Annotated in this window: 12 protein-coding genes; 8 read left to right on the top strand and 4 right to left on the bottom strand. The window is 70.2% G+C overall.

The features are described from left to right. Positions 1 to 157: 157 nt before the first annotated feature. Positions 158 to 1,828: an ABC transporter substrate-binding protein gene (locus tag PWG71_RS05890; protein WP_274808505.1), complete on the bottom strand. Its 1,671-nt coding sequence runs from the start codon at positions 1,826 to 1,828 to the stop codon at positions 158 to 160. Between the two features lie 369 nt (positions 1,829 to 2,197). Between PWG71_RS05890 and PWG71_RS05895 the strand changes: the two genes are divergently transcribed. Next, a complete protein-coding gene (locus PWG71_RS05895) occupies positions 2,198 to 2,587 on the top strand; it encodes a hypothetical protein (protein ID WP_274808506.1) in 390 nt (129 codons plus the stop codon). Positions 2,588 to 2,678: 91 nt separating this feature from the next. On the opposite strand, the gene PWG71_RS05900 is transcribed toward PWG71_RS05895, so the two are convergent. Together PWG71_RS05900 and PWG71_RS05905 are read right to left on the bottom strand one after the other, a co-directional pair. Beyond that, complete coding sequence (locus tag PWG71_RS05900) at positions 2,679 to 4,505, bottom strand: hypothetical protein (RefSeq protein WP_274808507.1); 1,827 nt, start codon at positions 4,503 to 4,505, stop codon at positions 2,679 to 2,681. 44 nt (positions 4,506 to 4,549) lie between these two features. Continuing rightward, the gene (locus PWG71_RS05905) at positions 4,550 to 5,068 is read right to left on the bottom strand and encodes a gluconokinase (protein WP_274808508.1); all 519 of its coding nucleotides are present in this window, start codon (positions 5,066 to 5,068) and stop codon (positions 4,550 to 4,552) included. 110 nt (positions 5,069 to 5,178) lie between these two features. Between PWG71_RS05905 and PWG71_RS05910 the strand changes: the two genes are divergently transcribed. Further along, complete coding sequence (locus PWG71_RS05910) at positions 5,179 to 5,907, top strand: FadR/GntR family transcriptional regulator (RefSeq protein ID WP_274808509.1); 729 nt, start codon at positions 5,179 to 5,181, stop codon at positions 5,905 to 5,907. 20 nt (positions 5,908 to 5,927) lie between these two features. Here PWG71_RS05910 and PWG71_RS05915 read toward each other — a convergent pair whose 3' ends face one another. After that, entirely contained in the window at positions 5,928 to 7,304 is a 1,377-nt protein-coding gene (locus tag PWG71_RS05915) for a GntP family permease (RefSeq protein WP_274808510.1), read from the bottom strand. Between the two features lie 593 nt (positions 7,305 to 7,897). Between PWG71_RS05915 and PWG71_RS05920 the strand changes: the two genes are divergently transcribed. The 6 genes from PWG71_RS05920 (at position 7,898) to PWG71_RS05945 (ending at position 13,755) form a co-directional block, all read left to right on the top strand. Continuing rightward, positions 7,898 to 8,530, top strand: a complete 633-nt coding sequence (locus PWG71_RS05920) for a DJ-1/PfpI family protein (RefSeq protein WP_274808511.1) — start codon at positions 7,898 to 7,900, stop codon at positions 8,528 to 8,530. Between the two features lie 2 nt (positions 8,531 to 8,532). Next, positions 8,533 to 8,991, top strand: a complete 459-nt coding sequence (locus tag PWG71_RS05925; RefSeq protein WP_274808512.1) for a MarR family winged helix-turn-helix transcriptional regulator — start codon at positions 8,533 to 8,535, stop codon at positions 8,989 to 8,991. Positions 8,992 to 9,053: 62 nt separating this feature from the next. After that, positions 9,054 to 10,061 carry a threonine aldolase family protein gene (locus tag PWG71_RS05930; RefSeq protein ID WP_274808513.1) on the top strand — a complete coding sequence of 336 codons (1,008 nt, stop codon included), beginning with the start codon at positions 9,054 to 9,056 and terminating at the stop codon, positions 10,059 to 10,061. 190 nt (positions 10,062 to 10,251) lie between these two features. Then, complete coding sequence (locus tag PWG71_RS05935; protein WP_274808514.1) at positions 10,252 to 11,037, top strand: IclR family transcriptional regulator; 786 nt, start codon at positions 10,252 to 10,254, stop codon at positions 11,035 to 11,037. A 260-nt stretch (positions 11,038 to 11,297) separates the two neighbouring features. Continuing rightward, positions 11,298 to 12,794: a glycerol kinase GlpK gene (gene glpK / locus PWG71_RS05940; protein WP_274808515.1), complete on the top strand. Its 1,497-nt coding sequence runs from the start codon at positions 11,298 to 11,300 to the stop codon at positions 12,792 to 12,794. Between the two features lie 208 nt (positions 12,795 to 13,002). Next, complete coding sequence (locus PWG71_RS05945; protein WP_274808516.1) at positions 13,003 to 13,755, top strand: MIP/aquaporin family protein; 753 nt, start codon at positions 13,003 to 13,005, stop codon at positions 13,753 to 13,755. The last annotated feature ends 168 nt before the right edge of the window (positions 13,756 to 13,923 follow it).

The following is a 13,923-nucleotide window of genomic DNA, read 5'->3' on the forward strand; positions in this document are numbered from 1 at the left end:
CGCCTTTCGCCAGTGGAGTGGGGATGGTTCCCCGCGGGGTGGGGCGGGGGTGACATCGTCGGGCCCGGCCGACCGGGGGACGGATCGGCCGGGCCCTCCCCCTCCCGCGGTGCGGGAGGGGGGTTCCCGGGCCCCGGGGTACGGGGCCGGTGGGTGCCTAGTCCTCCTGCCAGGAGCCCTCGGAGAAGTTCTCCTGGGTCAGCGGGCTGACGTTCGGGGGGTTGACGTTCGGGGCGAACGCGATGGAGGGCGGGGAGCTGGAGATCGGCAGACCCGGAAGGACCTCCATGATCTGCTCGTTCAGGCCCTTGTAGGCCTCGATGCGCTCCTCGGCGTCCGGGTTGCCGCTGGCGTCGGCCATGGCCTCGAACAGCTCGGGCTCGTCCATGCCCCAGGCGTCGTTCTTCACGGAGAACCAGGTGCCGAGGAAGTTGTAGGCGTCGTTGTAGTCGCCGGTCCAGCCCAGCAGGTACAGCGAGCACTCGCCGCTGTTGGTCCGGCCGATGTACTCGGTCCACTCGTAGGACTTGGCCTCGACGGTGATGCCGACGTCCTCCAGGTCCGCGGTGATGACGTCGAAGATGTCACGCGGAGCGGGCATGTAGGGGCGGGTGACCTCGGTCGGGTAGCAGAAGTCGAGGGTCAGGTCCTCCTGGTCGGCGTCGGCCAGCAGTTCCCGGGCGCGGTCGGGGTCGTAGTCGTAGGTGGTCACGTTCTCCGACCAGCCGTCGAGGGTGTCGGGGTGGAACTGCGTGGCCACCTCGCCGCCGGCCGGGAGGATGGTGTCGACGATGCGCTGGCGGTTGACCGCGTGGGCGAGGGCCTGGCGGACCTCGATGTCGCCCAGATCCTCGTTGGTCTCCTGCTGGAAGGCGAGGTAGAGGACGTTGAACACGTCACGGGTCGGGACCTGGAAACCGGCCTCGACGAGGGGCTCGACGTCCGCGGGGGCGACCAGGTCGTAACCGTGGATGTCGCCGGCCTCCAGCGCCTGGCGGCGGGCGGTCTCGTCGGGGATGGCCCGCAGGATCAGGGTGTCGAAGCCGGCGGGGTCGCCCCAGTAGTCGTCGAAGCGATCGAGGGTGATCTCGGCCTGGTCCCGGTTCCACTCACCGATGGTGAAGGGTCCGGTGCCGGCGACCGTGCCCGGGACGCTGGTGTACTCGGGCAGGCTGTAGTCGCCCTCCTCACCGGTGATCTCGGCGTCGGCGATGGCCTCCAGGGTGGTGGGGCTCATGATGCCGAACGCGGCGAGGCTGAAGCCGCCCGGGAAGATGGAGGAGTACTGCGAGATGGTGATGACGGAGGTGAGCTCGTCGGTGGCCTCACAGGAGACGAACCGGGAGTCGGGCAGGCCCTCGTCCTCGTTGTCGGCGAAGCCGCCGAAGATGGCCTGCCAGTAATAGGAGTTGTTGGAGCTCTGCCACGGGCCGCTGAGGTTGTGCCAGCGGTCGAAGTTGGCGCAGACGGCCTCGGCGTTCATGGCGTCGCCGTCGTGGAAGGTGACGCCGTCGCGCAGGTGGAAGGTCCACACGGTGCCGTCTTCGGACTGCTCCCAGTCCTCGGCCAGGCCGCCGACGATGTCGCTGCCGCCGGATTCGTGTTCGAGGAGGGTTTCGAAGACCTGGCGGCTGTAGCGGAAGGTCTCGCCATCGCTCGCGAGGAACGGGTCGAGGGATTTGATGTCGCCGGCGGAACCGAATACGAACGGTGCCGAAGTGTCGGCGTCGGGGTCGCGCTCGCTCTCCGCGCACGCTGTGGCCAACAGCGCGACGGACGCCGCTGAGGCCAGCAGGGCCAGCGGTTTCCTGGAAGTCTTCGTGAACATGTCCACCTCTGTGGGGGGTGGGCTGATGTGCCCGGGGGTCGATTGAGTGGACCCTAGTCCCGGCTCCCACCAACTGGGAAGATAGACGTCCGGGTATTAATACAACCGTTTCAGATCTGTGGCGTGATCCATAGGCGCGTTTTGTTGACCGTGCTGTTCAACGAGGACCAAAAGTCCGATACCCGCGTATCCGAAGGGGCATGCGGAGGCGCATGGGAGGCATGGGGTAACACGCCCGCCATCTTTTTCGATGTTTCGGGAACAATAACGAGACGCAATATTGGATCATGGGATGAATGACCTTTTTGTCCTTCTCGGGCCCTCGGTCGACGGGATCGGGGGGCCTCGCCCCGGGCCTATGATCTCGGGGTGACCACTCCCCTTGACGACGCGGCGCTGACCGCGTTCCTCGAAGGCCAGGACAGCGCCTGGCTGGCCGAACAGCTCATGTTGGCCGCTGACGACGACCCCATCACACGGATCCGGTTGACGGCCGCCGCCGGCTCGGAGAGCGCCGTGGACGAGGCCCGCGCGCTCCTTTTCGCCGCCATCGTGCAGCACCTCCCCGAGGAGGCGCCCGATGACGACGACGCGCTGCACCGGGCCATCGACCTGCTCGACGACCTCGTCGACTACGGGTTCGAGGACGAGAGCACCGACATCGCCGACGAGGCACGCGACGCCTACGTGGACCGCCACGGCGACGACGACGGCGACCACCTGGCGCGTCTGCACTCCCTCGCCGACGGCGAGGACTGACCATCCCCGGGGCGCTCCATCCGCTCCGGCCCATCATCCGAACGCACCGAGGGGCCGACGTCGTCGGCCCCTCGGTCATGGACGTCGGCTTCTACTTCTTCTTCGCCGAGGGTTTCCCGGCCTCGGCCCCGGCCGCACCATCGGACCCGTCCGGGTCGCTCGCCGGCTCGGGGGTGGCGGCGGCCTCATCCGTCGCGGACCCCTCGTCATCGGCGGTCGCGGGGGCCGTGGCCTCGCCCTTCTCGGCGGAGGCGTCGGACCAGGTCGGACCATCGGCGGCCGCAGAGGCCACCTCGGCCCCGACAGACTCGGCCCCCTCCTTCGCGTCGGCTTCCGGCGCCGTGCCAGCGGTGCGGGAGGCCTCGGTGGACGCGCCTCCTCCAGCGGGGACAGTGGCCTTCGCGGCCCCGTCGGCGCCGGTCGCCAGGGACCCATCGGCCGTCTCGACGGCGCCCGAGGCACCGACTTCGGAGCGCTCATCCGCGGCAGCGGGCCCGGTGCTCCCAACGGTCGTGTCCTCGGTCGCGTCGGCGGACGCGGCCTCGTTCTCGGACGGCTCCTCGGCGGAGGCGTCGGTGTCGGTCGTCGGGGACCCCTCGGCCTCCTCGGCGGCGGAGCCGGCCGCGTGAGCGGAGGGCGCCTCGACCGGTCCGGGCTCCTCAGTGGGTCCGGGGGCGCCGGTGAGGTCGGTGGCGTTGTCGGCGGCGGACGGCTTCTCGGCGAAGGCGTCCGTCTCGGTGGCACCATCGGCACCGGACATCACAGGCTCATCAATGATCACAGTGGCCTCTGAGGTCGCATCCTCCTCGGCAGCATCACCCGTGGCAATGCCGACGGGGGACGCGGCGGACTCGGAACCTCCGGTGAGGTCCCTCTCGGAGGATTCCGTCGGTTCGGCGACGACCGCGGCGGCGAGAACGGCGTCGTCGGGCTCGGTGCCCGAGGACGCGTCGATCCCTTCGACCGGGTCCATGTTCCACACGAACCCCGCCTCCTCGGGCTTCTTCTCGGTGGTGGGAGGCACGGCGACCGTGGAGGGCGCGACGTCCTCGACCGGATCCACGTTCCACACGAACCCCGTGGTGCCCTCGTCCTTCGGGTCCGGGACGAAGGGGACGGGCGCGTCCGTGTCGGGGGCCCCGCTCCAGGCGGCGGAGGTGACCTCGGCGGGGTTCTCCGGCTCGGCGGACACGTCCGGGGCGGCGGTCCGGGTGGAGGCGGAGGACGCGGGACCGACCGGGGTGTCCGACTCGGGGCCATCACCCCAGGTGGCGGAGGTGACCTCGGCGGAGGACTCGGACACGTCGGCGGAGGTTCCGGAGGCGGCCTCCTTCACGAAGGCCTCGGGACCGACCGGGGTGTCCGGGTCGGAGGCACCGCTCCAGGCGGCGGAGGTGACCTGGGCGGTCGAGGAACCGGGCTCGACCGCAGGGGTGGTGGTCCGAACGGGGATCGGGGCGGGGCGGGGTGCGGTGGAGGCCTTCGGTGCCCCGACGCACCAACGACGGACCTCGGTGCTCCACAGGGCGATGTTGATCATGATGGCCGTGACCGCCGCGAGCAGCGCCCCCATGAGCAGCGGCGTCACCGCGAGCTTCGAGGAGATGTACAGCGCGAACAGGGCGACGCCGAGCGCGCACAGGGCGATCGCCTGGGACACGCGCCACAGGGCGTGGTCACCGCGACGGACCGGCACCGCCAGAGCGGCCGAGGCGGCGCCCGCCAGGATCGTGAGGGCGAGGAGGATCCACAGGTCGCCCACCACCCCCTCGGGCACGTCGGCCGCGAACAACGACCAGGTCAGGTAGCCCAGCAGGCCGTACACAGGGGCGGCGACGAACATCAGGACACACGTCTGCCGCACGTCCAGCGGGGGCCGCACAGGAGAGGTCGCGGGGGACGAAACGGAATCTTGCATGACGAAAGGGTCCCGTGCCGTCATCCCCCGCGCAAGATGGCAGGTCAGATGGTGTCCGCCGCAGCCAACGCCGCCTCGACCCAGGCCAGCGACTCCCGCGTGAGGGCGTCCGCGTCCAGGCGCACGTCGAACTCGCGTCCCGCCTCGTCCGGGTCCAGTGGTTGCAGGGTCTCCAACTGGGAGCGCAGCAGCGCGGGCGGCATGAAGTGGTCGGCCCGCGCGGCGATCCGATTCCAGATGACCTCGGACGGCCCGTGCATGTGCAGGAAGCGCACTCCCGGCGCACCTTCGCGCAGCACGTCCCGATAGGAGCGCTTGAGCGCGGAGCAGGCCATCACCGTGGACTCGCCCAGGGCCTCGTGCGCGGCGACCCACTCCGAGAGTCGGCGCAGCCAGGGCCACCGATCCTCGTCGGTCAACGGGACACCCGCCGCCATCTTCTCGATGTTGGCCCGGGGATGGAAGACGTCCGCCTCGGCGAAGGGGAGTTCGAGTTCGTGCGCCACACGCTCGGCGACGGTGGTCTTGCCACTGCCCGAGACGCCCATGAAGACAAAGTGCATGGTTTCTCCGTGTCGTGGGGACCTGCGCGACCGCAAGTGCCACCACTAATAGTGATATCAATCAATCCGGCTAGGCTTCAGCCTGACCCCCGGCCGAAACAGGGAGAACGATGGCCACTGATCACCGCACACTGCACAACCGGGTGCTGGCGGTCCTCGGGCCCGCCATCGCCGCGGGCGAGTACGCCACCGGGCACACGTTCACCCTTCAGGGGCTGGAGGAGGACTTCGGGGTCTCCCGGACCGTGGCCCGGGAGGCGGTGCGGGTGCTGGAGTCGATGCGGCTGGTGATCAGCAGGCCCCGGACGGGGATCCGGGTGCGCCCCCTGCGGGACTGGAACATCTTCGACCCGCAGCTGATCCGCTGGCGGCTGGCCGGTTCGGGCCGCATGGAGCAGCTGCGCTCCCTCAACGAACTCCGGTCCGCCGTCGAACCCGGCGCGGCCGCCCTGGCCGCCGTGCGGGGCCCCGCCGCAGAGCGGTCCCGCCTGGTGATCGTGGCCGACGAGATGGCCCGCGCCGGACGCGCCGGCGACCTGGAGACCTTCCTCGAACTCGACATCGCCTTCCACCGCCGCATCCTGGAGCTGTCGGGCAACGAGATGCTCGTGGGCCTGTCCCAGGTGGTGTCGGAGGTCCTCGTCGGGCGGACCTCCTACGATCTCATGCCCCGCCACCCGCGCCCGGAGGCGCTGCGGTTGCACAAGGCGGTCGCCCAGGCCATCCGCGACGGGCTGCCCGACGTGGCCGAGGCGGGGATGCGCGCCATCGTCACCGAGGTCGTCGAGGCCTTGGAGGACGACCCGACCAAGTCCGACGAGGACGACGTCCCCGTCTGAGCCGGGCCGTCCCCCGCGCACTACAGCACCAGGCTGAGGCCGAACGCCAGACCGAACCCGATGAAGCCGATGAGGGTCTCCATCACCGTCCAGGTCTTCAGCGTGGTCTTGACGTCCATGCCCAGGAACCGGCCCACCAGCCAGAATCCGGAGTCGTTGACGTGCGACAGGGCGGTGGCGCCGGAGGCGATGGCGATGACGATCAGGGCCAGGTCGATCGACGACAGTCCGGAGGTGGCGTGGACGGCCGGGGCGATGAGCCCGGCGGCCGTCGTGATGGCCACGGTGGCCGAACCCTGGGCGACCCGCAGCGCCAGCGCGATCACGAACGCGGCCAGGATGACCGGCATTCCGGTGGACTCCAGGCTCGCGGCGAGCGCGTCCCCGATGCCGCTGGTGCGCAGCACCATGCCGAACATGCCGCCCGCACCGGTGATGAGGATGATGCCGCAGACGGGCCCGAGGGCCTCGCCGACGAGCTTCTCCAGACCCTGGCGCGTGAACCGGCCCCGGCTCAGCACGACCATGGCGACCAGCACCGTCACGAGCAGGGCGATCGGCGTCTGGCCGACGAGCACGGCGGCCTGCACCCACAGGGCCTCCTCGGGCGCTGCTCCGGTGGCGACGAGGGTGCTGACGCCGGTGTTGGAGAAGATCAGGAGCATCGGCAGGAGCAGCAGGCCGATGACGGTGCCCAGGCGCGGCGGGTTCTCGTGGACGACGGTGCCGTCGGACAGGACGTCGTCGGGCACGGGGATCTCGATGCGTCCGCCCACCCACAGACCGAACAGGTAGCTGGCCAGGTACCAGGTGGGGATGGCCACGAGGAGGCCGATGAGCAGGACCAGGCCCATGTCCGCGCCGATCTCGACGGCGGCGGTGACCGGCCCGGGGTGCGGGGGCACGAAGGCGTGCATGACCGCGAAGGCGCCGGCCGTGGGCAGGGTGTAGGTGAGCACCGAGCCGCCGACCCGGCGGGCCACGCTGAAGACGATCGGCAGCATGACGACGAGGCCGACGTCGAAGAACAGCGGGAAGCCGAAGAGCAGCGAGGTCACACCCAGGGCGAGCGGCGCCCGCTTCTCGCCGAAGGCCTTGATGAGCGAACCGGCCAGCACGGCGGCGCCGCCGGTGACCTCCAGCATGCGGCCGAGCATCACGCCGAGGCCGACCAGGAGCGCGACGTTGGCGAGTGTGCCGCCGAACCCGCCGAGGAGGGTCGGCATGATCCCGGAGAGGGGGATGCCCGCCGCGATCGCGGTCAGCACGCTGACCAGGACCAGGGCGATGAACGCGTGCAGTCTCAGGCGGATGATCAGGAACAGCAGCAGGGCGATGGCCCCGGCCGCGATCCCGAGGAGGGGACCCGCGCCGTAGACGGGCGTGAAGTTCTCCACAGCGGAGCCTTCCGATGGGCGGACGAGGGTGCGACGGGGTCGTCGGAGGACACGACCTCGACCCGGTCTCGGACCGAGTGGACGAAATGGTAATACCATTTGTGAGCATCTGTGAACCGCGGCGCCGACCCCTGTGACCCGGGCGAGACCTGGGCCACTCCCACCCCCGGCGACACGGGCGTTCCCACCCTGATGTGATCTACGACACGCCCCACGCCTCCCGGCGCCGCCTCCCACTCCGGTCGCATTCCGCTCGCATTCGCCCGAATCTTCCGCACTCGGAAATCCGGGAACGCTTCCGAAGACCGCACGGAGCGCTTCCGAACAGAACGACGAAGCGCCGACCAAACCCGACCTGACCTGCGAGGAAGCCAGGATCTCCAATTTGGGATCAGGGTTTATCCGATTTTCCCCACCGCCCGGAAAAGCAGAAGAGGGCTCGGATGGTTCACTATGCCCTTCAAGCGCCGACACGCCCTCGGGACGTATCGCCCGAAGATTATGAGATGGCGCCTTTCGGCACGTCGACGCGCATTCAGTCCCGTTCGCTCCACACTCTTGACAGTATGCTGTCAAGATGACAGGATGTTGTCATGAACGATGAGAGCACGCAGACCATCCACCTCGCCGTCTACGACGGGCTCGCCGACTGGGAGATCGGCCATGCCGTCTCCACCATCCGCAGCGGCGAGTGGCAGCGATCCCCCGGTCGCTACGAGGTACTGGCCGTCGGTCCGACCGGCTCCCCCGTGACCACCATGGGCGGCCTCACCGTTCTGCCCGACCTCGCGCTGCACCAGCTCAAGCCGTCCACCAGCTCGATGATGATCCTTCCCGGCGCGAGCAGCTGGGACATGGACCCCGAGGCCATGACCCCCTTCGCCTCCGCCGCCGGGATCTTCCTCGACGCGGGGGTCCCCGTGGCGGCGATCTGCGGGGCCACCGCCGGGCTCGCCCGCGAGGGCCTGCTCGACTACCGCGACCACACCAGCGCGGCCCCCGAGTACCTGCTGGCCACGGGGTACGCGGGCGCCGACCGCTACCGGAACTCCCTCGCGGTCACCGACGACGGCCTCATCACCGCGGGCCCCACCGCCCCGATCGAGTTCGCCCGCGAGATCTTCGCGGCCCTGGACCTGTTCACCCCCCGGACCCTGGACGCCTGGTACCGCCTGCACGCCCAGCACGACGCCGGCGCCTACTTCTCGCTCATGGAAGGGGCCTGAGCATGACGCGGCCCGACGATCCCAGCGCCGAAATGCTCACCGGAGCCGCCCTCACCGTCTTTCGGCTCAACGGCCTCTTCCTTTCGGTGGCCGAGGAACTGGCCGGACCGGCGGGCCTGACGGCCGCGCGCTGGCAGGTGCTCGGCGCGGTCATCAACGAACCGCTGCCGGTGTCGACCATCGCCCGTGGGCTCGGCAGCACCCGGCAGAGCGTCCAGCGCATCGCGGACGTGTTGGTGGCCCAGGGGTCGGCCGAGTACCGGCCCAACCCGGCTCACGCCAGGGCCAAACTGCTGGCGCCCACCGAGGAGGGGCTGGCGGCCCTGCGCGCGATCGACCCCGGTCGTCGCCGGTTCGCCCGGACCCTGGTCGACGAACTCGGGGAGGAGGGCCTCGCGGAGTCCCTGGCCCACCTCCGCCTGTTGACGGAGGCCTTGGAAAGGATCGAATCCCGAGGCTGAGCCCGGTGGGGTGCGCAGTATCGTCGAGCACGGATCCCACCCGCCCCACGCGAGGAAGCCCCATGATCGATCTGCGCTCGGACACCGTCACCCGACCCACCGACGCCATGCGCCGGGCGATGGCCGAGGCGGAGGTCGGCGACGACGTGTTCGGCGAGGACCCCACGGTGCGCGCCCTGGAGGAGGAGACCGCCGCGCTGCTCGGCAAGGAGGCCGCCCTCTACGTGACCTCCGGGCACATGGCCAACCAGCTGGGCCTGTACGTGTCCACCCGCAGCGGTGACGAGGTGTGGGCGCACGAGCACCACCACCTCATCGGGGACGAGCAGGGCGCCACGGCGGTGCTGGCCCGGGCCCTGCCGCGGCTGTACTCCGACGGCGACGTTCCCTCCGAGGCGCTGTTGGAACGGTGGATCTCCGGTCGCGGCGACGTCCACCGGGCCGAACCGGCGCTGGTGTGGCTGGAGAACACCTTCACCGGGCGGGTGGTCCCCCTGGCGGAGCAGCGCCGGGTGACCGACTTCGCGCACCGGCACGGGCTGCGCGCCCACCTGGACGGGGCCCGGCTGTGGAACGCCGCCGCGGCCCTGGAGGTCTCCCCCGCCGAGGTCGCCGAGGGGTTCGACTCGGTGTCGGTGTGCTTCTCCAAGGGGCTCGGCGCCCCCGTGGGCTCGGCCCTGGCCGGTGACGCGGCCACCATCGCCCGGGCCCGGCGGGCCCGGAAACTGCTCGGCGCGGGGATGCGCCAGGCGGGCATCATCGCCGCCGGTGCCCTGTACGCGCTGCGCGAGCACCGTGAGCGGATGGTGGAGGACCACGCACGGGCGGCGACCCTGGCGGAGCGGATCGACCGGGTGCGCGGACTGAGCGCGCGGGCGAGGACGAACATGGTCCTGGTGGCGACCCCGGAGGGCCGGGCCACCCCGTACGCCGAGGCGTTCGCCCGGCACGGGGTGCGCGCCCTGGCCATCGGGGAGGAGACGATCCGGCTGGTGGTGCACCTGGAGATCACCGACCGTGATGTCGAGGAGGCGGCGACGGCGATCGCCAAGGCGGCCACCGAACTCTGAACGGTGGGCGGCCCGCCGGTGCCCGCCGTGCGCGGACGGCGGGCACGGGCCCCGTACACCCCGCGACTACACTGATCCGACCCGTCGAGCCACCCCCGCTCGGCCTGACGATACTCGCACCGTGGTGGGCGTCACATCGCGTAGTAACATTCGCGTATGACATTGTCGTATAGAGAGTGGTAGCACCCCCATGCCGGGAAGAATCCAGTCGATCGAACGCGCGGCCGCCATCCTGCGACTCCTGGCAGGTGGCGCACGCGGGCTGAGTCTGGCGGAGATCTCCCGTTCTCTGGAACTGCCCAAGGGCACCGTCCTGGGCATCCTGCGCACCCTGCAGCACGTGGGCTTCGTCGAGCAGGACCCCGAGTCCGCCCGTTACCGCCTGGGCGGGGGGATGCTCAGTCTGGGCACCCGTTACCTCGACGGCAACGAGCTGCGCACCCGGGCACTGAACTGGGCGGACAGCCTGGCCTCGCGCAGCGGTGAGAGCGTGCGGATCGGCACCCCGCATCAGGGCCAGGTGCTCGTGGTGCACCACGTGTTCCGCCCGGACGCCTCCCAGCAGACCCTGGACGTGGGCACGCTGCTGCCCCTTCACGCCACCGCGATCGGCAAGGTCCTCATGGCCTTCGACCCGCTGGTCACTCCGGTGGAGGACCCGAGCGTCGAGGACGGTCCGATCGTCCTGCCCTCCTTCACCCGGTACACCATCACCTCCCCGGGCGAGCTGGAGAAGCAGTTGGAGGAGGTCCGCGACAACGGTTGGGCGTGGGAGGTCGAGGAGCTGGTGGACGGCGAGGTCTCCATCGCCGCCCCCATCCGCGATCGACGGGGCACGACGGTCGGGGCGATCGGGGTGCGCGGCGCGGTCGAGCGCCTGCGCGGCACCGACGGCCGGCCCGACATGGAGCAGGTCTCCTACGTGCGCGACGCGGCCAGGGCCATATCCCGGGAGCTGGGCGCCACCCCGTACTGATCACGCGCGATCCCCGCGCCTTCACCGCCCCGGTACTCCGGCGCGGTCGTTTCGCCATGCCCCGGCGTGTTGCCGCGGCGACCGCGGGGGTACGTGACCCACGCGACACGATTGCGTCACGCCGTCTTGACATGGGTGGGAAACGCGGATGAAACTAGCGCCTACTCATACGTCAATGTCGTACAACGTGCGGTTATAGCCCGTTGTCAGCGCGTGTCCGTTCCCGTTCCCGAGCCCTCCACTGAAGGCGAGAGCATCCGATGAGTCAGCAGTACGTCGCCGCGATCGACCAGGGCACCACATCGAGTCGCTGCATCCTCTTCGACCGGGACGGACGTATCGTCTCGGTCGATCAGCGCGAGCACCGGCAGATCTTCCCCCGACCCGGCTGGGTCGAGCACGACGCCGCAGAGATCTGGACCAACGTCGAGGTCGTCGTCAAGAACGCCCTGGAAAAAAGCGACATCACGCCCGACCAGATCGCCGCCATCGGCATCACCAACCAACGCGAGACCACGGTCGTCTGGGACAAGGAGACCGGAGAGCCGGTCCACAACGCCATCGTCTGGCAGGACACCCGCACCGACGACCTCGTCCGTGAGCTCGCCGCGGACGGGGGCCAGGACCGGTTCCGCGCCGCCTCCGGCCTGCCGCTGGCCACCTACTTCTCCGGCCCCAAGCTCCGCTGGCTGCTGGACAACGTCGACGGCCTGCGCGAACGCGCCGAACGCGGCGAGGTGCTCTTCGGCACCATGGACACCTGGATCATCTGGAAGCTGACCGGACGCCACGTCACGGACGTGACCAACGCCAGCCGCACCATGCTGATGAACCTGTCCACCCTGGAGTGGGACCCCGAGATCCTCGACGCCATGGGTGTCCCGGCCAACGTACTGCCGGAGATCCGGTCCTCCTCGGAGGTCTACGGTGAGGCCCGCGGTCACCTCGCGGGCACCCCGGTCGCCTCCTCCCTGGGCGATCAGCACGCGGCCCTGTTCGGTCAGACCTGTTTCGACCCGGGCGACGTCAAGGGCACCTACGGCACCGGCACCTTCCTGGTGATGAACACCGGAACCGAGCCGGTGACCTCGGAGAACGGCCTGCTCACCACCCTCGGCTACAAGCTCGGCGACGAACCCGCCGTCTACGCCCTGGAGGGGTCCATCGCGGTCACCGGTTCGCTCGTGCAGTGGCTGCGCGACAACCTGGGCCTGATCTCCACCGCGCCGGAGATCGAGACGCTGGCCCGCACGGTGGAGGACAACGGCGGCTGCTACTTCGTGCCCGCCTTCTCCGGTCTGTTCGCGCCGCACTGGCGCAGCGACGCCCGAGGTGTCATCACCGGTCTGACCGGCTACGTCAACAAGGGGCACATCGCCCGCGCCGTCCTGGAGGCGACCGCCTGGCAGACCCGCGAGGTGGTCGACGCCATGAACGCCGACTCCAAGATCGAACTGACCTCCCTGAAGGTGGACGGCGGCATGACCGCGGACAACCTGCTCATGCAGATCCTGTCCGATGTGCTGGACGCCGAGGTGGTGCGCCCGATGGTCGCCGAGACCACCTGCCTGGGCGCCGCCTACGCCGCCGGTCTGGCCGTGGGCTACTGGCCCGACGTGGAGACGCTGCGCGCCAACTGGCACAAGGCCGCCGAGTGGACCCCCGAGATGGAGCCCGCCGTGCGCGAGCGGGAGTACCACAACTGGAACAAGGCCGTGAAGCGCACGCTCGACTGGGTGGAGCACGACGAGAAGTGATCCGGGCGGCACCCCCGTCCACCCCATGACGACCGCGACCCAGGGGCATCGGCTGAGAACCTCACGGCCCCTGGGCGCGGCCGAGGCCGCCTTGCCGGGCGGCCCCACCCCATCCCATTCCCTGTGACGGGTGTGTTCGATTATGCCCGTGCCCTTGGGCGGAACCGACCCCCCGTGACCCGACTGCCCCACGCGGGCGGAGGTCATCATGACGGTTTATCTCGCGGAGTTCGTCGGTACGGCGATACTCATCCTCCTCGGCGGCGGTGTCGTCGCCGGTGTCTCCCTCTCCAAGTCCAAGGCCCTCGGCGGGGGCTGGATCGTCGTCACCCTCGGCTGGGGCATGGCGGTCGCCGTCGCCGTCTACACGGTCGGCACCGTCAGTGGCGCGCACATCAACCCGGCCGTGACGCTGGGCCTGGCCTCCATCGGCGAGTTCGACTGGGGCCTGGTCCCGGGCTACATGGCGGCCCAGCTGGCCGGCGCGTTCGTCGGCGCCGTGCTGGTGTACCTGGTCTACTTCGCGCACTGGAAGGAGACCGACGACCCGGGGGCCAAGCTCGCCGTGTTCAGCACCTCCCCCGGTGTGCGCAACCCGATCGCCAACATCGTCACCGAGGTCGTCGGCACCGCGATGCTGGTCCTGGGCGTGCTGGGCATCGGCGCCAACTCCGGGCACGTGACGCAGGGCGACGCCGACCTGTCGGCGCTGTTCTCCACCGGTATCGCACCGCTGCTGGTGGGTCTGCTGGTGCTGGCCATCGGTCTGTCCCTGGGCGGCCCGACCGGGTACGCCATCAACCCGGCCCGTGACCTGGGCCCGCGGCTGGCGCACGCGGTGCTGCCCATCCCGGGCAAGGGCTCCTCGGACTGGGGTTACGCCTGGATCCCCGTGGTGGCCCCGCTCGTGGGCGGTGTCATGGGTGCCTGGATCTGGAAACTGACCGGTTTCGGCGGATAACCCCCGCCGCGCTCTCCCGCGGGGCGGCGGGTCGGATCCGCCGCCCCGGTCCGGGGCGAACCCGACGGACGTCGTCCCGGCGGTGTCGCCCGGTCGATCCCGTGGAAGTCGTCGCCGCGGCGGGGCGTGGTCCCTCACCCTCCGCCGCGTGGGCGATCCCTCCCCTCG

Origin of the sequence: Nocardiopsis sp. N85 (assembly GCF_028882275.1) — a bacterium.
Lineage (GTDB): Bacteria > Actinomycetota > Actinomycetes > Streptosporangiales > Streptosporangiaceae > Nocardiopsis > Nocardiopsis lambiniae.